This is a genomic window from Pyxidicoccus trucidator, assembly GCF_010894435.1.
Lineage (GTDB): Bacteria > Myxococcota > Myxococcia > Myxococcales > Myxococcaceae > Myxococcus > Myxococcus trucidator.
Map to the genome: position 1 here is coordinate 104842 of NZ_JAAIXZ010000002.1, position 20945 is coordinate 125786.

The 20945-nt window shown below is 70.2% G+C and carries 14 protein-coding genes; 6 read left to right on the forward strand and 8 right to left on the reverse strand.

Annotation, left to right across the window (positions count from 1 at the left end):
- Positions 1 to 27 precede the first annotated feature (27 nt).
- Both G4D85_RS07115 and G4D85_RS07120 read left to right on the forward strand, forming a co-directional pair.
- Entirely contained in the window at positions 28 to 909 is an 882-nt protein-coding gene (locus G4D85_RS07115; protein WP_420821698.1) for a class I SAM-dependent methyltransferase, read from the forward strand.
- Between the two features lie 54 nt (positions 910 to 963).
- The gene (locus G4D85_RS07120; RefSeq protein WP_164009364.1) at positions 964 to 1566 is read left to right on the forward strand and encodes a 5' nucleotidase, NT5C type; all 603 of its coding nucleotides are present in this window, start codon (positions 964 to 966) and stop codon (positions 1564 to 1566) included.
- Positions 1567 to 1623: 57 nt separating this feature from the next.
- On the opposite strand, the gene G4D85_RS07125 is transcribed toward G4D85_RS07120, so the two are convergent.
- Positions 1624 to 2463, reverse strand: a complete 840-nt coding sequence (locus G4D85_RS07125) for a carbonic anhydrase (RefSeq protein ID WP_164009365.1) — start codon at positions 2461 to 2463, stop codon at positions 1624 to 1626.
- A gap of 182 nt (positions 2464 to 2645) precedes the next feature.
- Positions 2646 to 4382, reverse strand: coding sequence for an RluA family pseudouridine synthase (locus G4D85_RS07130; protein WP_205525490.1), 1737 nt, complete (start codon positions 4380 to 4382; stop codon positions 2646 to 2648).
- Positions 4383 to 4510: 128 nt separating this feature from the next.
- Between G4D85_RS07130 and G4D85_RS07135 the strand changes: the two genes are divergently transcribed.
- Positions 4511 to 5209: a DNA-3-methyladenine glycosylase I gene (locus tag G4D85_RS07135; RefSeq protein WP_164009367.1), complete on the forward strand. Its 699-nt coding sequence runs from the start codon at positions 4511 to 4513 to the stop codon at positions 5207 to 5209.
- A 147-nt stretch (positions 5210 to 5356) separates the two neighbouring features.
- On the forward strand, positions 5357 to 6916 hold the full coding sequence (locus tag G4D85_RS07140) for a hypothetical protein (protein WP_164009368.1): 1560 nt from the start codon (positions 5357 to 5359) through the stop codon (positions 6914 to 6916).
- Between the two features lie 8 nt (positions 6917 to 6924).
- Here G4D85_RS07140 and G4D85_RS07145 read toward each other — a convergent pair whose 3' ends face one another.
- From G4D85_RS07145 to G4D85_RS07165, 5 genes are all read right to left on the reverse strand, one after another.
- Positions 6925 to 9108 carry a methyl-accepting chemotaxis protein gene (locus tag G4D85_RS07145; protein WP_164009369.1) on the reverse strand — a complete coding sequence of 728 codons (2184 nt, stop codon included), beginning with the start codon at positions 9106 to 9108 and terminating at the stop codon, positions 6925 to 6927.
- Positions 9109 to 9346: 238 nt separating this feature from the next.
- On the reverse strand, positions 9347 to 10516 hold the full coding sequence (locus G4D85_RS07150; RefSeq protein ID WP_164009370.1) for a THUMP domain-containing class I SAM-dependent RNA methyltransferase: 1170 nt from the start codon (positions 10514 to 10516) through the stop codon (positions 9347 to 9349).
- A 90-nt stretch (positions 10517 to 10606) separates the two neighbouring features.
- Positions 10607 to 10957 (reverse strand): hypothetical protein, encoded by a 351-nt coding sequence (locus G4D85_RS07155; protein ID WP_338052875.1) that lies wholly within the window; start codon positions 10955 to 10957, stop codon positions 10607 to 10609.
- Positions 10958 to 11114: 157 nt separating this feature from the next.
- On the reverse strand, positions 11115 to 12032 hold the full coding sequence (locus tag G4D85_RS07160; protein ID WP_164009372.1) for a DUF2381 family protein: 918 nt from the start codon (positions 12030 to 12032) through the stop codon (positions 11115 to 11117).
- 90 nt (positions 12033 to 12122) lie between these two features.
- Positions 12123 to 12875 (reverse strand): lysophospholipid acyltransferase family protein, encoded by a 753-nt coding sequence (locus tag G4D85_RS07165; protein ID WP_164009373.1) that lies wholly within the window; start codon positions 12873 to 12875, stop codon positions 12123 to 12125.
- A gap of 326 nt (positions 12876 to 13201) precedes the next feature.
- Here G4D85_RS07165 and G4D85_RS07170 point away from each other — a divergent pair, with 326 nt between their 5' ends.
- Positions 13202 to 14089, forward strand: coding sequence for a ferredoxin reductase domain-containing protein (locus tag G4D85_RS07170; protein WP_164009374.1), 888 nt, complete (start codon positions 13202 to 13204; stop codon positions 14087 to 14089).
- A 173-nt stretch (positions 14090 to 14262) separates the two neighbouring features.
- Positions 14263 to 16554 carry a zinc-dependent metalloprotease gene (locus G4D85_RS07175; RefSeq protein ID WP_164009375.1) on the forward strand — a complete coding sequence of 764 codons (2292 nt, stop codon included), beginning with the start codon at positions 14263 to 14265 and terminating at the stop codon, positions 16552 to 16554.
- A gap of 100 nt (positions 16555 to 16654) precedes the next feature.
- Here the strand turns inward: G4D85_RS07175 and G4D85_RS07180 are convergent, their stop codons facing one another.
- The gene (locus G4D85_RS07180; protein ID WP_164009376.1) at positions 16655 to 20731 is read right to left on the reverse strand and encodes a MopE-related protein; all 4077 of its coding nucleotides are present in this window, start codon (positions 20729 to 20731) and stop codon (positions 16655 to 16657) included.
- Positions 20732 to 20945 lie beyond the last annotated feature (214 nt).

Below are 20945 nucleotides of genomic sequence, written 5' to 3' on the forward strand. Positions count from 1 at the left end.
AAGGCCTCGCAGGTCCGGCGGGAGCTGTTGCCGGACCAGTCCCCGGCGCTCCTGCGTGAGCTGCACCTGCTCACCCGCGAGGGCAACCTCAACGCGGACGCGCTGCGCAAGCTCAAGCAGGTGAACCACCTGATGGGCCTGCTGCGCCCCGCGATTGAGGACGTGCAGGCGCGCCACCCTGGCGCGGTGCTGGTGGACGCGGGCAGCGGCAACGCCTACCTGGGCTTCGTCCTCTACGAGCTGTTCCTGAAGGACGCGGCCACCGGCACGCTGCTGTCCATCGAAGGCCGGCCGGACCTGACCGAGCGTGCGAAGGGCCGCGCGGAGCGGCTTGGCTTCACGCGAATGCAGTTCGAGACGGCGCACATCGACACGGCGAAGTACCCGGAGCGCATCCACCTGCTGATGGCGCTGCACGCGTGCGACACGGCGACGGATGACGCGCTGGTGGCGGCCATCCGCCACGGGGCGGACCACGTGGCGGTGGTGCCGTGCTGCCAGGCCGAGGTGTCCGCGCAGCTCAAGGAGAAGCGCCCGGTGTCGGGGGGCAGTGGCTCCATCTCGCTGCTGTACTCGCACGCGTGGCACCGCCGGGAGTTCGGCTCGCACCTGACGAACGTCATCCGCGCGCTGACGCTGGAGGCCTTCGGCTACCAGGTGACGGTGACGGAGCTGACGGGCTGGGAGCACTCGCTGAAGAACGAGCTGATTCTCGGCCGCCGGGTGCACAAGGAGAACCGCCGCGCCCGGGTGCAGCTGGAGCGCCTGCTGGCGGAGACGGGCGTGGCGCCGAAGCTGACGCGCGAGCTGGGTGTGAAGCCCGCCGTGCTGTCTGGTCCGGAGGCCGCGATGGTGCCGGCCGAGGCCGACGCGCCCGAGGCCCCCGCCGAGGCTCCCGTCGGGCAGTGAGCCGGGCCTCCCCTGGGAGGCCCGGACGCTCCGGGCTGGAGTAGAACGGCCCTCATGACGGACACGGTGAAGCGGTCGGAGCTGGTGGCGCTCGTCGACATGGACGGGACGCTCTGCGACTACCAGGGGGCGATGCTGCGGGACTTGGAGCGGCTGCGCAGCCCGGGCGAGCCCCCGCTGACGGCCGACTTCGAGGACTCGCCCTGGCTGAGGGCCCGGCAGGAGCTCATCCGCGGGCAGCCGGGGTGGTGGGCGCGGCTGGAGCGGCGGCAGCACGGCTTCGACGTGCTGGGGGAGCTGCGGACGCTCGGGTTCGAGCTGCACGTGCTCACCAAGGGCCCGGTGAGCTCCACGAACGCCTGGGCGGAGAAGCTCCAGTGGTGCCAGGCGCATGTGCCGGACGCGCGCGTCACCGTCACCATGGACAAGGGGCTGGTCTACGGGAAGGTGCTGGTGGACGACTGGCCGGAGTACATCCACCGCTGGCTCACGTGGCGGCCGCGCGGGCTGGTCATCGTCCCCGCGCAGCCGTGGAACGTGGGCTTCGAGCACCCGAATGCGCTGCGCTATGATGGGACGAACCTGGACGCGGTGCGCGCCCGGCTCCGCGCGGTGAGGGACGCCGCGCTCGCGGAAGTCCCTGCGCACGGTGGCTGACGAAGCAGGCCGGGCGTCCGAGAGCGCCCGGCCTGAGGCTTCATCCCCGTGCCGTGCTCAGTAGCCGGGGATGGGGTGCAGCTTCGCGTCACGGCCGTTCAGCGGCTGGAGCGGCCGGTTGCTGGGGTTGAGGTGCGGCAGTCGCTGGTACTCGGCGATCTGCGCGTCCGACAGCTCGATGGGGTTCTTCAGCACGTACCACTGGATGCCCTCGCTGCACGGCGGGGTGGTGAGCGAGCCCGTGTACTGGAAGAAGTCCTTGTCGTGCGGCAGCAGGGCGCTCGCGTTGAGGACCGCTCCCAGCGGTGCGCTCACCTGACCCGCGTGCTTCGGAAGATGGCTGAAGGCGTTGAGCAGCACGTTGTTCACCGCGCCCGCCTTGATGAAGACGGCCACGACGAGCGCGGGGTTGCCGTTGGCGTCCACGTGGACCAGGTGCATCTCCATGGGGTGGGGGTAGCGGATGTGGTCCACCACGTGCTCACTGGGCGTGTGGAAGTGGAACTGCTTGAGCGTGTAGACGTTGCCACCCAGTTGGACCGAGCTGCCCACGTCGTAGGCGAACTCCACGGTGTGGCCCGTGTTGAGCATGTGCACCTGGCTCGTCTGGTAGTGGTAGCTGGGGATGCTTACGTGCTGGTGGGACACGTTCGTCGACTGCAGCGGAATGGGCGACTGTTGCTGGCCCGTCGAGCACATGCCGCTTCCCGCGAGCTCTCCCCAGTGGGCGGGGCTCACGCGCTGCGCGTAGCCCCAGTGGGCCTCTTCCGTGCGCGAAGAGAGCGCGCTCGGAGCAGTCACCTGGGCCTCATCGGCGAACGCGCCCGAGGCGAAGAGCAGGGAAGACAGCAGCGCGGCGCGAAGCGCGCGCACGGAGACAGTGCGGTTCTGGAACATGGATGGGTCCTTGGCTCGGGTATCGAGCGCGCGCTGGCGGCCTCTGACGGCGGGCCAGACGTCTCGCTCTGGATGGAGCCCACCGCGAATCGAGCCGGGTCGGCGGGCGCACCTCCATTACGACGGGACCCCGAAATCTTCCCGGCGGTCCAGCGAGCGGTGGTGTCCGCGGAGCGTGCTGCCTAGAACGGAGCGGGCCGCTCGAAGGTGACGCGCTGTCCGGTGCCCGGGTGCAGGAGCGTCAGCGCCTCCGCGTGCAGCAGCAGGCGTGCGCCGGGGTGTCCGTAGAGGCGGTCCCCGACGATGGGCGCGCCCAGGCCGAGCGGATGCGCCGCATGGACGCGCAGCTGGTGCGTCCTTCCGGTGTGCGGGAAGAAGGCCACGCGGGTGCGGTCTCCGCTGCGCTCCAGGACCTGCCACTCCGTCACCGCGGGCTTGCCGTGCACCGGGTCGTGAATCTGTCGGGGCCTGTCATCCAGGTCCACGCGCATGGGGAAGTCGATGGTGCCCCGCTCGCCCTTCACCTGTCCCTGGACCCACGCCACATAGCGCTTGTGGACCTGCCGGTGGAGGAACTGTCGCTGCAGCGTCGCATGCGTCCCCGCGTCCAGCGCGGCGACGAGCAGCCCCGACGTGTCCAGGTCGAGCCGGTGCACGAGCAGCGGACCCGTCGCCCGCGGATACCGCGCACGCAGCCGGGTGAGCACCGAGTCCGTCAGCGAGGCCTCCCGGCCGGGCACGGAGAGCAGCCCCTCCGGCTTGTCCACCACGACGAGCCAGGCGTCCTCGAAGAGGATGGACAGCCCGTCGCTCGCTGACGCGGGGGGGGCGAAGGTCCGGGGGGCGGAGACGGACAGGCCCTCCAGCATGTACGGCAGCAGGGGGCCGCACTTGTCCCGGCACGCGGCGTAGAACGCGCCCGAGGCACGTCCTCCCGACATGGGCGGAGCGCCCCACCAGAACTCCGCGAGCGCCAGCGGCTGCAGGCCGTGCGCGAAGGCCTGGGCGAGGAGCTTCGGCCCCGCGCAGTCAGCGGCGCCCGAGGGAGGCTCTCCCGAGGTGAACAGTGCGCGGAGGAGGCGCCGCTCGCCCTTCGCATTGGGCACGGCGTACGTGTCGTGGAGGCGCTTCATCATCGCGCGGCTGACGATGCGCCGCAGCCGCTCCGACGCCCGGAGTCGTCGCTCCAGCCGCGCGAGCTTCGGCGCGAGCGCCCGACGTTCCTCCTCGTGGGTCGCCTCCATCCGGCGCGCCTCCGCCTTGTCGCCCCGGCTCTCCTGGTCCAGCGCGTGGAGGGCCGCGCGCTTCTCGGCGTCTCCGAGCGGCTCCGCCTTCACGCCGTGGCTCCCGGGAGGGGGCCCGGGGTGCACCGCCTGCGTCTCGGCGCCGCCAGGGGCCGTGAACTCCGCCCGCCGCGCGTGGCGTTGCCTCCGCCGCTCCTCATGCCGGGCACGCAGCGCCGCGCGCTCCGTGGTGTGGCGGACCTCCTGCGCCTCGTGGGCGGCACGGAGCGAAGCGAGCTCCGGTGACGTGCGAAGCGCTTCGGCGCGGGCGTGTTGGGCCTTCACCGCGGCCTCACCCTCGGGCTCCAGCCGCGCCCGTGCCTCGCGGTCGAAGAGGGGCGGGACGAAGCCGGGCACATCCCAGCGTCCCGCGAGCATGCCGGAGAAGGAGCGCAGGAACCCGATGCGTCCGCCGGGCTCGCGCACGACGAGCACGCCGAACATCTTCCCACCCTCGGGTTCGTCGAGCAGCGCGGATGGAAGCCCGGGAGCGATGAGCCCCGCGCGAAGCTCCGCCTGCAACGCCTCCGCGGCCCTGCGCGCGAGCGCGGGGGGACCGGGCTCGTCGAAGGGGCTCGGGAAGCTCCCGGTCACCTCATGCGGTGCCGGCTGCGGCTCGAAGGGCGTGACCCACATCTCCACGGCCCTTCGGTAGCACGAAACCGGGCAGGCGCGCCGGTCCAGCCTGGGAGGGGGGCTTCCCGTCTCCCAGGCTGGCAGGCGCCCATGAGCTCCGCGTGCGTGACGTGCGAGGATGGCCGCGCATGGCGACCAGGCAGAAGAACGCGTCCCGGACCGGGGCGCAGCGCGAAGAGACGCCGAGGACCTCGACGACGGAGGAGGGCCTCATCGAAGGCGTGGACGGAGTGCGGCGGTGCAGGTGGGCGGGGAGCACCGCCGAATACCTCGCCTACCACGACACGGAGTGGGGGCGGCCGATGGCGGAGGACCGGCGCCTGTTCGAGAAGCTCTGCCTCGAAGGCTTCCAGGCGGGCCTCAGCTGGCTCACCATCCTTCGCAAGCGCGAGGCCTTCCGCGAGGCCTTCCTCGGCTTCGACTTCGTCCGGCTGGCCCGCTTCACCGAGCGCGACGTGGAGCGCCTCCTGGGGAATGCCGGCATCGTGCGTCACCGGGGGAAGATTGAGTCCGTGGTGAACAACGCGCGCCGCGCGTGCGAGCTGGTGGAGGAGCAGGGCTCGCTCGCCGCGTTCCTCTGGCGCTTCGAGCCCACCGCCGCCAGCAGGCCCCGGCACCTCACCTGGGAGGTGCTGCGGAGCATGCCCACGACGCCCGAGTCGACCGCGCTGTCGAAAGAGCTGCGCCGGCGCGGGTGGACGTTCGTGGGCCCCACCACGTCCTATGCCTTCATGCAGGCCATGGGCATGGTGAACGACCATGTCGACGGCTGCGCGCTCCGCCGTGAGGCAGAGCGCCAGCGGAAGGACTTCACCCGCCCCGCCTAGCGCGGCAGTGGAGCGCCGCATGACGCGACGCGGCCCGGGGCATCCGTCCGTGAAATCGAAGTGAACGGGATTGCCACGAGGTGCTGATTTTCTACACCATCCAGGCCGTCACCCGTCCGTCGCGAGCCCCAACGAGGAGGTCGTGTCATGACGCTGAGAGCCAGAGGGATTGCGCTGTTCCTGTCCGCCACGGGCCTTGCCGCCTGCGGGAGCGCTGGAGAGGACGCCCCCGTGCCTCTGCTGGAGCCGACCGGCACCCGCGCTTCGTCACTGACGCCAGCGTGCACGGGTTCCAGCGCGTGGGGGACCTACGGGCATGACGCCCGCCGCTCCTCGGCGTCCGACGGCTGTGTCTGGTACCCGCTGGCGCCCGCCTGGAGCTACGCGCCCACCGCCGCTTCGCCTCGCGTCATGCAGACGGTGGAGCGCGCCGTGGCGGACACGGGCGGCGTCTACGTGAAGTGGGACTCCAGCGGCAACTACAGCAACAGCCGCGGCACGCCGGCGGTGGACAAGGTGTCGCTGGCGGGGGCGAAGGTGTGGAGCGCCGACAAGCCGCTGAACGACAACCGCGGCAACTGGCCCACCCTGTTCACGTACGAGAAGGAGGTCCGCACCGCTCAGTGGGAGACGCGCGACGGAGTGGTCCTCAACGACGACGGCATCCGCATCTGGAACAAGGCCTCCGGCCCCGTCTACTACCCGGGGAACCCGCTGCCGTACTCGGATGTGGAGCTGCACAGCAACGACAGCTGGGGCCAGTCGCTCACCGATGGCACCCGCCTGTGGATCTACAACCAGGAGGCGTGGCACGGCCCCAGGCTGGGCCTGCGCGCCTTCACCCGCAGGGGTGCGGTGGAGCGCGAGCTGAACACCTACGGCTACTACCCCAACGCGCCCTCCTACCCGGCGGAGCAGTGGAACACCGCCCAGGACAACTTCGGCGCCATCGCCGCGGACGGGGGCTTCATCTACCTGGCGGCCATCTACAACTTCCAGTGCTCCACCCAGTGCAACGCGAGCCAGCCCTGGCCCTTCACCAGCGGACTGTACGGCTGGGACATCGCCACGGGCGTCGAGCGGTGGCCGGCGGTGGCCCTGACGCCCGCCAGCCACCTTAGCGTGGCGGGCAACCGCATCTATCTGCTGGAGCGAGACGCCACCACGGGCCAGGTGACGTTCAACATCCGCAACGGCGGCTACAAGGGCTCCAGCCTGTTCCGCTCCGCGCCCTTTCCGAGCTCGGCGCTCGTCAGCGTCCAGGCGCCAGTGCTGGTGGGGGGGCGTGCCATCGTCGCGACGCAGGAGTCGGCGGGCACCGTCCTCTACTCCTTCGACGCCATCTCCGGTGGGACGCCGGTGACGCGCACGCTCTCCGGCGTCTACGGCATCGTGGTGGATGCGTACGGCATGGAGTTGCTCGCCTTCACCACGCCCCGGAGCGCGAAGCGCACCACCACCCTCGCCGCGGCCTCCGGTACGCGGGATGACGCTGGCACCGGCGTGCCCACGCTCGTCATCACCTCCAGCAGCGGCCTGCACGTGCTGCGCGTGTCAGACCTGGCGCAGCAGTGGAGCGCGTCCAAGTCCACGCTGGTGGGTGCCGTCGACGGGAGCTCCGGCGGCCAGCTCCGGGACCCCATCATCGTGGGCAAGCGCGTCTACACCGCGGACCAGAACAAGCTGTACGCCTTCGACGCGCCCTGAGCCCGCGCCTACCGGGCAGGCGCCGGGTTCGAGTCCAGCATTCCGGAGCGGAGCGCCTGGTCGGAGACGCCCGACATGCGCTCGGCCAGCGACTGCACGGAGCGCGTCACCGTCCGCGTCTCGTCGACGACCTTCAGCGTGCGCTGCATCTGCCCGGACAGCTCCTGGATGGCCTGGGCAATCTGGTGGGTGCCCGCGTCCTGCTGGGCCACGGCCGCGGTGATCTGCCGCACGCTGGTACTGGTGTCGCCGATGATGGAGGCCAGCTTCTGGAGCTGCGCGCCGGAGGTGCGCACGGCGTCCAGGCTGCCCCGCACGCGCTGCTCGCCCTGCTCGCTCAGCTTCGCGGTGTCGCGCATGCTGGTGCTCAGGCCGTCGAGCACGTCGCGGATGCGCGTGGTGGCCTGGATGGACTGGTCCGCGAGGCTGCGCATCTCCCGCGCCACCACGGCAAAGCCCTTGCCGCTGTCGCCGTTGCGCACCGCCTCGATGGCCGCGTTGATGGCCAGCATGTTGGACTGGTCCGCCAGCGTCTTCACCGCGTCCACGATGCCGGACACCTCGCGGGTGCGGGCGTCGAGCGCGAGGATGCGGCTGGCCATCTCCGACACCTCGGCGCGGATGGTCTCGAGGTTGGACAGCGTCCGCTCGATGGCCGCCCCGCCGTCGCGCCCCACCTGCTCGGCGCCCTGGGCGGAGGTGGCGAGCTGCTGGGCCTTGTCGGCCGTCACGTGGGAGCCCTGGCGGATCTCCTCCACGGTCTGCTCCAACTGCTGGAGCGCCGTCGCCTGGCGGCTGATGCCGGCGGTCTGCTCCTCGCTGGTGGTGCGCAGCTGCTGCGCCACCGCCGCCAGCTCGCCAGCGCCGCTGCCCATGTTCTCGGCCAGGGTGTGCACTTCCTGGCGCCGCTCCTCCAGCTTGCGGGTGTGCTGCGTGAGCGAGCGGACCACGAGCGCGGAGCGGCGTCCGACAATGCCCACGAGCGACAGCGTGAGCGCCAGGAAGCCCCAGTGCATCTGGCTGTCGGTCGCCTCCATCAGCCCGAGCTGCGGCAGCGTGACGTGGACGAGGGTGAGCATGAGGATGCCCAGGCCGGTGACGAAGATGCGGGCGTCGGCATTGCCTCGCCACGCCTCGACGGCCGCGACGCCGACGCAGACCATCAACCCGGGGAGCGAATAGAGCGTGAGGAGCGTCACGAACTGCTGGGCCGCGCCGAAGTCCACGAGCACGAGCACGCACTGGATGGTTGCGGGCACGGAGACCACCGCCGCGCCAATGCGGAACCAGCGCAGCCGCCCCTCGCCAATCGTGTCGGAGATGAACCACGCGAGGCCGGGGAGGATGCCGTACGCGCCCAGCAGCGTGAGCTGGCCGCTGAGCAGGGTGGAGTCCCAGAGCGACAGGAACAGGCCGCTCATGCCAAGCAGGAGCGCCCCCGAGCCACCGGCGAAGACGGTCAGCCCCACCAACATCCGCCGCTGGCGCCGAAGGATGGCGGCCCCGGCGGACGCCAGGGCGATGGCCAGGAGCAGCGTCCCCATGACAAAGGACGCCAGGCCGGTGCGCGTCATCGAGGAGAGCAGCTCATGACGCGCGCCCACCCGCGCGTCACGCAGCACGCCGATGGCGGGCCCGCTCCCCTGGATGCGCAGGAGCACACGCTGGCCCGCCGCCGTGGGCGGCAGTGGCACGACGTGCCACGCCATGTTGTCCATCTCCTCGCGGCCGGACGGGTTCAGCTTCCCGCTGGAGAAGAGGAGCTGGCCACCGCTGTACGCCTCGAAGGCGTTGGCGACAGTGCCTAGGAAGAGGGCGGGCTCCAGCCACTTCCCGTCGGGCACCGGGATGCTCAGCCACAGGAACGTGTTCGTGCCGCGGTCCGGAGGCACCTGGAACGCGGCCACGGGCCGCCAGCCTTCCTCCGCGCCCGTCTCCTTCGCCCAGGTGGGGACGCCGTCGGGCCCGAGCGGGGCGTCGCCCCAGCGGAAGCGCCACCCTTCGATTGCGGGCACCGTCGCCGGGGGCGTGGCCGCGTGCGCCAGGGACGTCAGCGCGAGGACGAGGAGCAGCGCGGTGCCCAGGCCCGCGAGGCGCGACGAACTCCCGCCCCGCCTGTGTCGCCGGTGTGGAGAGTTGCTGGAGGAAGTTCCGAGAACAACGAGCGCTGTCGACACGCGGGAGAAACCCATGTGACGCGAATGTTCCGGTGTCTGACACATGAAAAGCAAAATGGGTCAGTGAGACCCCGGCTGCCTGCCCGCTGGAGAAGGCGGGGGCTTCAGGCTGCTCCGTGTCGCAGGCCGTGTTCTCGTGGTCCGCTCGCCTGGACGCCCGCCTGCTGCCTCGCGGCCATGTTTCAACTTCCAGGTATCAAGCCGTAAAACGAGTACTTGCCCCTCGGCCGTCCGCTGACGTGGACCGTGAGCTTCATCCTCGCGTTGGCGCCTGGGGCGTCGCGGAGCCGGCCAGCAGCAGCAGGCATCGCAGCCCGCCATTGCGCACGGGGAGGCTGCGCGCACCGGGCAGGTCCAGCGCCTTCACCAGCGTCGCGTCGTCCGGGAGGATGACCGCCGCGCGCCAGCCGGCGAAGGACTGTCGCAGCGTGTGGCCCAGCGCGCGGTAGAGGCCGGGCAGGTCCTCCGCCTCGCCGACGCGCTTGCCGTAGGGCGGGTTCGCCACCACCAGTCCCGGGCTCCCAGGAGGAGGTGTCAGCGTGCGCACGTCCCGCCGCTCCAGCGCGAGCGTCAACCCCGCGCGTCGGGCATTGCGCCGCGCCGTGCCCAGCGAGCCCGCGTTGATGTCGAAGCCGTGGAGCGTCGCGCGGGGAGCAGGGAGCGCCTCCGCCTCCGCGGCTGCCTTGCGCCGCGCCCAGGCCGCGGCCTCGAAGGAAGGGAAGGACTCGAAGGCGAAGGCGCGCAGCAGGCCCGGCGCGCGGCGCATGGACAGCCACGCGCCCTCGACGAGGAACGTCCCCGAGCCGCACATCGGGTCCACCAGCGGCTCCGTGCCGTCATACCCGGCGAGCCGCAGGATGCCCGAGGCGAGCGTCTCGCGAAGGGGCGCGCGGCTCACCTCCTGCCGGTAGCCGCGCCGGTGCAGGGGCTCGCCGCTGGTGTCGGCGCTCACGGTGAAGGCATCTGCCTCCACGCGCACCAGCAACGTGAGGCCCGCGCCGCCGCCTTCCTCGTCCAGCGGGCCCGCGCGCTCCACGGAGGGCAGGCCCCACGCGTACGCGGCGGCGGAGAGCACCACGTCCGGCCCCGGCACCGGCGAGCGGTGCAGGCTCACCGACAGCTTCGGAGGCGTGCGCCCGTCCCAGACGCGGGAGAGGTCCAGCGCGCCCAGGCGCTCGGCCAGCGTGTCGGAGTCTCCCGCGCGGAAGGTGCCCACGCGCAGCAGCACCCGGCTGGCGGTGCGCAGGCGCAGGTTGGCCTCCTGGTGGAGTCCGGCCGGGCCTTCCAACTCCACGCCGCCTTCCACGCGGCGCGGCTTCCAGCCCAGGGCGGACGCCTCCGCCTCCAGCGCGGGCTCCAGCCCGGGCAGGGTGGATACGTAGATTTGCTCTTCGCTTCGGGGGCTCGTCACGGCGGGGCCCATTGTCCGTGTCTCAGCGCGGGCTGCAACGACTCATGGTGGGAATGGCTTCATGGCGACATGCCCGGGGGCCTCGGACCGGCACGCGGCGACTCACCGGAACTCCTCCACGATGTAGACGGCAGCGGTGGAGAACTCGAGGATGGCCATTCCCGGCTTCGACCCGGGCAACTTCCGCATCTGGCCTTTTGACAACCTGGCCACCGCGCAGATGGGCACCCTGTCTCCGTCCAGCGGATGGGCCTCGTAGTAGCGGACGACGACCTGTGGCCCTCCCGTCCAGACCTGCCCATACAGTCGCGTGCCGGTTCCAAGCGTGCCGAGATCACCAAACAGAACGCTCTCGACGGGGCCGTCATAGAGCGTAATGGGACTGACGTCGTCCTGATTCGCGTCGAGCTCGACAGAGGCGCCGTCACCTACCCGCACGCGCAGGTAGCGCATTGCCTTGAGGGTTTCTGCTGGGCACTCCTCAAAGCTTGGGGACCCATCCGGTCGGAGGGGCACTCCACCCGGGCCCGTTGTGGCGCAGCTGGCGCAGGCCGCGAGCAGGACCACGCATCGCAGGGAGAGGAGTCTCATTGCCGTCATGCCTTCGCTCCTACTCGCGGGCGAGCCGATGATCCAGCACGACAATGGCCTGTCGGAGTCCATCGTGACGGAAGAGTTCCAGCACCAATTGCGTGGGCCTGCCTGCATCCACGAACGCGCTCTTATCCACGATAAAAGCGAGCAGACCTTCTTCACCGGGTGGAATCGCGGGGAGGGTCGATCGCATGGCGACCGTGCGCATCACACCCCCGGGCGTGGTCATGAGGCGGGCCTCCTTCAAGCGCCAGGGCCGCCTGGAGTCGTGATTCTTGACGGTGACGAGGACGGCGGCCTTCAACTTGCCGGAGAAGGCCTCGATATTGAGGTCGGCGTCCGGCTCCTTGAACAACCACTTCCGCATCAGGCGAAACGGCGTCTGCTTGATGTCGCCAGAGACCAGCAGCGCGGCCAGCGCGTGGTCCGGCGACGTCTCCTCCTTCCGGAAGCGCTCGTTCTCGTTCCTCAGGAGACTCTCCCGTCCGAGCGAGTCGTACAGGGCCGAGAGCACCGCGTTGTAGCTCTCGCGGTTCCTGAACACGTTCACCTGCTGGTCCGGCCCGGCCTCCTCGCGAGGCGGGCCCACGAGGAATGGAAGCTCCGTTCCATCCGTGAGCGTGACCAGCAGGGGGACGCGCTCATCGTCCGCGAGGTCGCGCAGCGGCACCAGCACCACGAGCTTCCCCATGACGGCAGGTGGCTCGAACCGGCCCTCCCAGCCCAGCAGCCGGGTCCGCGTGGCGTCGCAGGGCTGCTCGAAGCGGAGCACCGTCGCGACCTGGCCGGCCACGGCAAGCCGGTGCGCCTCCTCGGCCGGGTGGTCCGAAACGATGAACGTCCTGATGGTGGAGGACTCACGGTCCTGCGCCAGCGCCGCGGAGGCCAGGAGGACGAGGAGCGACACAGCCCGGTAGGGAAGGGGACGCCACATGGTGGCGCACAACCTATCAGCAGGGATGCCCACGTCACTACCCACCACGGCGGTGCCGTCTTCATCCCTGGCCGCGGAAGGGGCCTCCGCTCACGGCGAGGGCGCGGAGGGCCGCTCGCGCTCCGAGCCCCCGGGGACGTGGGCCGGCGCCTCCGCGTACACCCCGCGGTACTCGGGCGGCAGCAGCGCCGCTACCCGGCGCATCATCGCGTCCACCAGGGCCTGGCGCGCGTCGTCCGCGCCGGCGCACTCCGCCTCCAGGTCCTCCACGCGGAAGGGCCGGCCGAAGCGCACGACGACGTCGGCCTTGTAGAGCCGCTCCCCGCCCATGTCCGAGTCGTTGATGGGCATCAGCTTCTCGGTGCCCCGCAGCGCCACCGGCACCACGGGCACGCCCGCGCGCTTCGCAATCAGCGACACGCCCTTCTTCGCCTCCAGCAACGTGCCGTTACGGCTGCGCGCGCCCTCCGGGAAGATGAGCACCGGCTGGCCGCCCTTGAGGGTCTCCACCGCCCGCCGCATCGCCTCGATGTCCGGCGAGTTGGGCTTGATGGCGATGGTCTCCATCACCTCCGACGCCAGCCGCGTCATCGTCGTGCTCTGGAGCTTCACCCCCGCCAGGAAGCTGACCTGTCGCGGACGGAAGGCCCGGTCCAGGGTGAAGCCGTCCGCGTTGGACAGGTGGTTGCAGATGAAGAGGCAGGGCTCGTCGGGAATGTTCTCCCGGCCCTCCACCACCTCATTCGCCAGCGTGTCCCAGACGCGGTTCATCAGCGCGCGCACCACGCGGCGGCGCGCCCGTTCCGGCAGCCTGGCCATCAGCTCGAAGAGAATGCGCAGCACGCGTCGGTCGCCTCCATCTCGGGGACGGCCCGAGAGCATGGCTCGGCTGGAGCCCAGGCGGGCGGCAATTGATGCTGGCGCCCCAGTCCCGCCACTACCCACCAGAAGATGTAGTCCCGCCTGCGGCACAGGTCAGCACCCCTGCCCACATGCAGCCCGCCCGCATGGCGGGCCGTCATGCAGCCAACGCTCTTCCGGCACCGCGGGACAGACCCCTACCGCCCTGGCACGGCCACGCGTGACACCGCACCGGGACGTTGGCCCGCGTCAGGCGCTGGCGCAAAGCCATCGGCGCCCGGGGGTGGGTTGGGCTATGGGAAGGGCGTATGAGCGCCGAAGCCACCCTGTCCCGCACCCGGAAGCCCGTGGAGTACGAGGTCACCGTCGCCCGCGTGCGCATGGACACGCATGACACGGCCACGCTGTTCCTCGACTTCGGCGGGACGCCCCCGGAGTACAAGGCGGGGCAGTTCCTCAACATCGACCCGCACCAGTTCCCCGCGCTCGGGCGGCTGTCGGCCTACCTCCAGGAACAGAAGGGCCGCAAGGAGCCGCAGCGCTCCTACTCGCTCGCCTCCGCGCCGCACGAGCCGCTGGTGGCCATCACCATCAAAGATGAGGAGTTCATCCCCGGCCTCACCCGGTACCCGCCGCTCCTGTCCCCCTTCCTCGTGCACGGCCGGCTCACCGGCGCGCGCCTCAAGGTGCTGGGCTTCATGGGGCCGTACGTGCTGCCGGACGACGTGGAGCAGCGCACCGGGCACATCCTCCACCTGGTGGCCGGCTCCGGCGCGGTGCCCAACTTCGCCATCCTGAAGGACGCGCTCCACCGGGGCCTGAAGCTGCGCCACACCTTCCTCTTCTCCAGCAAGACGTGGGGCGACGTGCTCTACGGCGAGGAGCTGGTCGCCCTGGAGCAGGCGCACCCGGACCGCGTGCGCGTGGTGCACACCCTCACCCGTGAGACGGACGAGTCACGCTTCGGCCCCACCGTGCGCAAGGGCCGCGTGGCCCAGGCGCTGCTGGAGGAGCTGATTCCGGACCGGGACACCTGCCTCGTCTACGCGTGCGGCCCGGCGATTACGCCGTGGGACAGGCGCAAGGCGCTGGAGACGCGCACGCCCGCCACTCCGCGCTTCATGGAGACGGTGCTCGGTCACCTCCACGCGCTGGGCATCCAGGACAAGCGCATCAAGCGGGAGACGTACGGGTGAGCAGGGCGGGCTTCAACGCCAACCCGTGAAGCTCATATCGCCCGAGCGGTTGACTCCTTTCGCGGCGGAGGGCATCCCCTCGTTCGGCGCGGGGCGGCTGAGGAGGCTCCAGGCGCGTGCCGTTGTACCGGGACCGGATGGAAATCCCTCCCTCCGGCTGTCCGGAGTCCCTCATGTCTCATTGGAGTCCTCACACGCGGCGCGCCTGGTGGGGCGCCGTCTCCCTGGCGTTGGCCCTGAGCACGGGCTGCGGCGACACCTCGGGAGCGTCCACGCCCGAAGCGCCCGCGTCCCCCGAGTCCGTCCTCCAGGTGGAATTGGAGGAGGCCTTCGTCGCCATCCCCCGCGCGGTGAGCGCCGAGCAGCAGCAGCAGGTGTCCCAGCGGCTCGCCGGCGCGGTGGATGACGCGCGAGCCAGCTTCTACCTGGCCATCCGCCGCAACGAGCTGGACAAGAAGTGGTTCCTCTCCGCGTACTCCAAGCAGGCCCACCCCGGTGGCGTGGTCTACACCGCGGCCACCACCCTGGGCACGCGGGTGGTGAGCTTCGAGGAGCAGAACGGCAAGCTCTTCGTCTTCGACGTCGACACGCGCAAGCAGATGAGCGACGTGTTCCATCCGCAGGTGCTGGTCGACGCGTACCCCATCGTCACCGACCATGCCGCGTTCAATCGCCTGCCGGGCTCCAGCCAGTACGTGCTCATCGACCCCACGGCGGGCCTCAATCGCTTCGGCGTCGTGGGGGACGAGCGTGGCGAGGACGGCGTCCGCTTCCAGGTGGAGCTGAGCTTCGCGCAGCGCTTCCGGCGCATCGCGGATGGCATCACCTTCGAGCAGGTCTACACGGGCTACGCGGAGGTGCCGGACCCTGATGCCTCCATCTGGTGGATGGAGGACAACCTCTTCCGGACCGCCGGCACCCTGGGCATCTCCCTGCGAAGGTACTCCGAGGGCCCGGGCTACACGCCCACCCCGCTGCCGCCGCGAGAGCACTACTTCCGCAGCGAGCGGCGAATCGTCCCGAACACCGCCGCCCAGGTCATCGAGCAGGTGGCGGTGAAGTGGAACGTCCACCCCGGAATGAAGCCCATTCAATGGCACATCACCGAGCATGTCCTGAAGGCGCAGCAGGACCCGCGCTTCCAGGACTTTGACCTCGTGGGCGCGATGAAGCGCGGCATCGAGGGCTGGAACTCGGTGTTCGGCTTCCCGGTGTTCCAGGTGGCCATCGGTGACAGCTCGCTGAGCTTCGCCGACGACGACAAGAACGTCGTCATCTTCGACACGGACGAGGAGATGCCCTTCGCCATGGCGGACTGGAGGACCAACCCCAACACCGGCGAGATTCGAGGGGCCAGCATCTACTTCCCGGTGACCTGGGTGATTGTCGCGGCCAGCGAGCTCGGGGATGACGCGGCCCTCGAGGCCGCCCATTCCGAGCCGGAGGCCCGCGCCCCGTTCCGTCTGTCCTGGGCCGGCATGCGGGGCCGCCCGCTGTGTGACCTGGATGCCTCGGCCATGCGCGCGGCACGGGTGAGCGCCGGGACTCCGGGCCACGGCCAGCTGGCGGGACTCACCAAGAAGCAGAAGGTGGAGCGGCTCCTCACGGGGCTGATGCTGCACGAGGTCGGCCATACGCTGGGGCTGCGGCACAACTTCTACGGCTCGCTCGCCTACGACGGCAGCCCCAACAGCCCCCTGTCCACCACGGTGATGGACTACCTCCAGTACGAGGACGCGGTCTACCTGGACACGCCGGGCTCGTATGACGTGCAGGCCGTGCGCTATCTCTATGGAATGTCGCCGCAGCCGCCCACGGATGGGTTCTGCACGGACGAGGACCGGCGCACGGACCCGTACTGCAACACGTACGACCGCTCCTCCGAGCCCATCACCGGGTCCGTCGGCCCGCTGTACCACTCGGCCCGGGACTCCATGCTGAACAGCACGCTCCCCTGGAGCCGGTTCGTCTACTACTTCATCTACCAGATACACCCCCTCCTCAACTTCGTGCGCGTCGCGTCGCCCGAGGCGCAGGTCACCGCCTATTCCCTGGCGATGGAGGGCGTCCGTCCGCCGCTGGTGATTCCCCCGGGCGCCCGGGCGGACTACCCGGCCCGCGCGGACGAGTTCGTTCGACGCATCTTCGCGCGGCTCTACCTGGACCCGGCGTCGGAGCGCGGCCACTTCTCCGCCAACCCGCGCGCGACTCCGGAGCTGATGTCGCTGATGCTCCCGGACATCAAGGCCATCCTGCTCAACACGGATGGGGTGCGCAGTCACGAGGCACGCCGCACCATGGTGGACGTCCTCAAGGCCATGCAGACGCTGGGCGCGTACGCCGCCCTGCGTGAGCTGCGCGACGCGCTGACCGCCAGCCTGCCCTCGCTGAGCGAGCCGGAGCGGATGCAGACCGAGGACCTGGTGGCCCGCATCACCGCCGCCCTGTCTCCCTACTACCGCTGACAGCTACGGGAGCGCCTGGGGCCTCCTGGCGGTACACAGCCGCCAGGAGGCCCCTTCCGTGCGTTACCGGGGGCAACAGCTCACTGCATGAGCTGCTGCCTCACATGTATTCGCAGACGCTATCGATGCACTCGAACTTGTAGTTGGGGCACCGGACTCCGCAGCCTCCGCAGTTATTGAAGTCGTCGGTGGTGTTGATGCACGTTCCGTTGCACCGGGTCTCACCTGGCGAGCAACTGCATACGCTCCCTTCGTCCGCCGCGCCGCTGCAGTTGTTGTCGATGCCGTCGCAGACCTCGGTGGCCCCTGGATGCAGGCCCCCGTTGGAGTCATCACAGTCGCTGGCGTTGGATACGAAGCCCGAGGGCCGCGAACAGGCCAGGAGCCACTGAGGGCTGCCATACCCATCGCCATCCTTATCCTGGTACCAGGTCGAGCCGACGCCCTCGTCCACCGAGCCGTTGCAGTTGTTGTCCGCCGAGTCGCACACCTCCGTGGCTCCAGGCCGGATGCCAGCGTTGGAGTCGTTGCAGTCGCTGGTGTTGGAGACGTAGCCCGAAGGTTGCGAGCACTGCTGCGTCGACACGCTCGAAGTGCCGTAGCTGTCGCCGTCGGCGTCGCGGTAGTAGGTCTGCTTCGCGGGCTCGTCACCCATGCCGTTGCAGTTGTTGTCGATGCTGTCGCACAACTCCGTGGCTCCAGGCCGGGTGCTCGAGCTGGAGTCGTTGCAGTCGCCGTCGTTGGAGACGTAGCCCGAGGGCCGCGAGCACGCCTCTCTCGTATTATTGGAGTTGCCGTAGCCGTCGCCATCCACATCGCGGTACCAGGTCGAGCCGACTCCGTCGTCCACCGAGCCATTGCAGTCGTTGTCAGAGCCGTCGCAGACCTCCCAGGCGCTGGGGCTGATGCTCCCGCTGGAGTCGTTGCAGTCGCCGGCGTTGGAGACGTAGCCCGAGGGCTTCGAGCACGCCTGCGTGGACTGGTTCAAATTGCCGTAGCCATCGCTGTCCGCGTCGCGGAACCAGGTCGACTTCACGCCTTCATCCACCGTGCCGTTGCAGTTGTTGTCGGCACCATCACAGGTCTCGGAGGCACCAGGCCGGATGCCGGCGTTGGAGTCGTTGCAGTCGCTGGAGCTGGAGACGTAGCCCGCGGGCTGCGAGCACGCCTGGGTTGACTGGCTGGCAGTGCCGTAGCCGTCGCTGTCGGCGTCGCGGTAGAAGGTCGAGCCCACGCCTTCGTCCGCCGTGCCGCTGCAGTTGTTGTCCACGCCGTCGCAAACCTCCGTGGCTCCGGGCTTGATGCTCGCGCTGGAGTCGTTGCAGTCGCCGACGTTGGAGACGTACCCCGAGGGCTGCGAGCACGCATTGCTCGACTGGCTGGCATTGCCGTAGCCGTCGCCATCCGCATCGCGGTACCAGGTCGAGCCGACGCCCTCGTCCACCGTGCCGTTGCAGTTGTTGTCGGCGCTGTCGCACACCTCCGTGGCCCCGGGCTTGATGCTCGCGCTGGAGTCGTTGCAGTCGGTGGTGTTCGACACGTAGCCGGAGGGCTGCGAGCACGCCTGCGTCGGCAGGCCCGCGTTGCCGTGGCCGTCACCGTCCGCGTCGCGGTAGAAGGTCGAGCCGACCCCCTCATCCGTCGAGCCATTGCAGTTGTTGTCGGCGCTGTCACACACCTCCGTCGCACCGGGCTTGATGCTCGCGCTGGCGTCGTTGCAGTCGCCCGCGGCCGCCACGTAGCCCGAGGGCTGGCTGCACGTCTGCAGGGTGTTGGTCGAGGTGCCGTAGGTGTCGCCATCCGCGTCCCGGTACCAGGTCAGGATGGCAACGCCCTCGTCCACCGCGCCGCTGCAGTTGTTGTCCACGGAGTCGCACACCTCCGTTGCGCCCGGCTTGATGGCCGCGTTGGAGTCATTGCAGTCGCTGGAGCTCGCCACGTAGCCCGTGGGCTTCGCGCAGGCCTGTGTCTCCTGCGCCGCATCGCCGAAGCCGTCACCGTCCGCGTCGCGGTACCAGGCGCCCATCAGCCCCTCGTCCACCTGGGCGTCACAGTCGTTGTCCAGTGCGTCGCAGACCTCCGTGCCGCCGGGCTTGATGGCCGCGCTGGCGTCATTGCAGTCGGTCGCGTCCGCGACGAAGCCCGCGGGCTGACGGCAGTTCTGCACGGTCTCGCCCGCGTTGCCGGTGCCGTCGCCATCCGCGTCGCGGTACCAGGCCTGGGTGGGCAGCCCTTCGTCGGCCTGCGTATCGCAGTCGTTGTCCATGCCGTCGCACACCTCGATGGCGCCAGGGTTGAAGACTGCGTTGGTGTCATTGCAGTCGCCCGGGTTCGGCGCGTGGCCCGAGGGCTTCGCGCAGGCCTGCACCGCCTGGTCCGTCAGGCCGTAGTCGTCGCCGTCCTGGTCGCGGTACCACGCCACGAAGGACAGGCCGTCGTCCGGCTGCCCGTTGCAGTCGTTGTCCTTGCTGTCGCAGAGCTCGGCCGAGGCATCCTCCTTCTGCACGCAGTCGATGGCGCCGTGGGTGCAGTACGTCACGCCCTCGCCGCACACGCCTTGCAGCCCCGTGGAGCACGCCTGCAGTCCACCCGGGTTGCCTTCGTCAGACTCGCCGTCACAGTCGTTGTCCAGGCTGTCGCACTGCTCGGCGGACGCGGCCTGGACCTGCTCGCAGGCCACGTTGCCGGCGACGCAGGCGGTCGTCCCCGCGCCGCACACGCCCGGCTTCCCCGTCGCGCAGGTCTCGCCGCCGCGCGGGTTGCCCTCGTCCACGGCTTCATCACAGCTGTCATCCACGCCGTTGCACTCCTCCGGAGCCCCCGGGTAGGTGGTCGGCATGTAGTCGTCGCAGTCGATTTCCTCCACGAAGCCAGGGGAGGGCTCACACGCGTACTCGACGACGTACTCGTCCCCGAACCCGTCCATGTCACCGTCGAAGTAGAACGTGTTGGTGATCAGGGCCGACACGGGGGCGGTCGTCGCCACCGTCGAGGTGCTGCCCGTACCGAGCTGTCCCTGGCCGTTGTTGCCCCAGGCCCACACCGGGCACCCCGGCCGCAGCGCCACCGCGTGCTGGGCGCCGGCCGCCAGGGCCTTCGCATCCGCCACTCCCGTCACGCTCACCGGCACGGCGCTGTTCACCGTGCCGCCGTTGCCGAGCTGACCGGAGACGTTGTGGCCCCAGGCCTTCACGAAGCCGTCACCCATGATGGCGAGGGAGAAGAAGTGGCCCGCGGAGATGGCCTTGACGGCGAACAGGCCAGTGACTGCCGTGGGCGCCAGCACCGGCGTGGTGCTGGTGCTGCCGGTGCCCACCTGGCCGAAGGTGTTCTGACCCCAGGCCCACACGTTGCCGAACTGCTCGTCAATGACGAGGGAGTGGCTCCCGCCCGCGGCAATGGCCGTGGCGCGCGGCAGCCCCGCCGCCTGCGTCGGCACCAGGACGTTGGTGCTGGTGGCTCCGGTGCCCACCTGCCCGGCCGTGTTCTGCCCCCAGCCCCACACCTTGCCGTCCGCATCCAGCGCCAGCGCGTGGTTCAGGCCGGCGGCCATGGACCGGATGGTGGGCAGGCCCGCCACCACCACGGGCGTGGCCACCGAGGGGCTGGTGGCGCCCGTGCCAATCTGGCCGGACGTATTCTGGCCCCAGGCCCACAGCCGGCCATCCGTCCCCAGCGCGAGCGAGAAGCTGCCGTTGGCCGCGATGGCCTGGATGCCGGGCAGCGTCACCTTCGTCGGCACCAGCACCGTACCCCCGGCGATACCGAGGCCCACCTGCCCGGAGGCGTTCTGCCCCCACACCCACACGTTGCCGTCCACATCCAGCGCCAGCGAGTGGGCGACACCCGCCGCCAGGGCCTTGATGGGCGGCAGCCCGTTCACCCGCGAGGGCTGGGGCAGGGGCGTGGTGCTGGTGTTCCCCGTGCCGAGCTGCCCGGCCGTGTTCTGACCCCAGGCCCAGACCTCACCGTCCTTGCGCAGGAACAGCGAGTGATAGGCGCCCGCGGCCACCGTCTGAGGCACCCGCACGGCGGCCAATCCCTGGCGCGTCGTGGCGGGAGCTTCCTCGCTGCCAGGCACCGGCTCCGGCCCGCCACAGCCCAGGGAGGCCAGGAGGAGGACGGCGGTACACCACGTCAGGCGGCTGCGCGGCACTTCCAGACATTGTCGTTTCAAGTCACTGCTCCTGAGCGTCATCCATGCGCCCTGCCTCTCCCGGGCCAGGCGATGACGTTGGGTGGGACTCCATTCCCCAGACAGGACGTGACGAGACACACCTCCTACCGGAGGGTGCGTGCACCCCCCGCGCGGAGGCGTGTCCTGTGCGTCCTGACCTGGGGAATGGAGCGAGAGGCGGTGGTTTTTGTCGCCTCAGCCTGGCGTCATGAGG